This is a genomic window from Metalysinibacillus jejuensis (assembly GCF_003057615.1).
Taxonomy (GTDB): Bacteria; Bacillota; Bacilli; order Bacillales_A; family Planococcaceae; genus Metalysinibacillus; species Metalysinibacillus jejuensis.
In genome coordinates, this window is the sequence record NZ_QAFW01000130.1 from 1 (window position 1) to 1,120 (window position 1,120).

The 1,120-nt window shown below is 39.8% G+C and carries 1 protein-coding gene, 1 rRNA gene and 1 pseudogene; all 3 read left to right on the top strand.

Annotation, left to right across the window (positions count from 1 at the left end; genetic code table 11):
* Positions 1-107 precede the first annotated feature (107 nt).
* A complete protein-coding gene (locus DDE80_RS14385; protein ID WP_282432380.1) occupies positions 108-521 on the top strand; it encodes an IS5 family transposase in 414 nt (137 codons plus the stop codon).
* Between the two features lie 20 nt (positions 522-541).
* Positions 542-775: pseudogene (locus DDE80_RS14390) on the top strand (EamA family transporter); the annotation flags it as partial.
* A 235-nt stretch (positions 776-1,010) separates the two neighbouring features.
* Positions 1,011-1,120 (top strand): 16S ribosomal RNA (locus tag DDE80_RS14395); the annotation flags it as partial.

The window sequence follows — 1,120 nt, forward strand, 5'->3', positions numbered from 1 at the left end:
ATCGAACCTGATTTTGAAAACGTAAGCATCGATTCAACAAGCGTTCGCGCTCACCAACATAGTGCGGGGGCAAAAAAAACGCCATCGATACCGAAGTTGCCCAACACATCGGTGTAAGTCGTGGCGGAAAAACAACGAAAATCCATGCCATTGTGGATGCGTTAGGCAACCCATTGTTATTTCAACTAACAGCTGGAAACGTGCATGATAGTCAACCTGCTTGTGACATGTTCGACCAACTTCCAATCGCGGGCAGTAACGTATTAGGTGATAAAGCGTACGGTACAAAGGCGATTCGCGACAAACTGACAAGTAAAGGCGCACATTATACGATTCCACCACGTACGAACGCCAAAGAACCGTGGTCTGTCGATTGGTATCTCTACAAAGAGCGTCACGTAGTCGAATGCTTTTTCAATAAAATCAAACACTTTCGCCGAGTGGCAACCCGTTACGACAAATTAGCCACTTCTTTTTTGGCATTCGTTTATATCGCTGCGATTTTCAAATTGACGCAATAAGGTAGAGTTTTTAGACACGTCCTAATCTTTTTGGTCATACTTTGTTTAATTGGGCTATTAAATATGTAAGCACGAATGTTATTTCGATTGCTATTTTGTTTGAGCCAGTAGGAGCAGCAGCCTTAGCCTATATAATATTTAATGAAAAACTTATAGCTACTCAACTCATTGGAGGAGCTATTATATTAGTAGGTATTATTTTATTCGTCATTGATGATAAAGTTTTTTTGAAAAAAGTATTGCAAAAAAGTTGAGGACGAGTTATAGTATTACTTGTCCTTAACGAGACGCATTAAAAACAAACATTAAAAACTTTGTTGACAATGCTTAAGAGTTTTGTTAAGATAATAAATGTCGCTGAAACAAGCGGCGCAAACATGAACCTTGAAAACTGAACAAGCAAAACGTTAATCAATAAATCGTTTCATTAAATTGAAACAAAATTTTGGACATCAAAATTGATGCCAGCAATATGAGCTTAATCGCTCTCTTATGGAGAGTTTGATCCTGGCTCAGGACGAACGCTGGCGGCGTGCCTAATACATGCAAGTCGAGCGAATGAAAGAGAAGCTTGCTTCTCTGGATTTAGCGGCGGACGG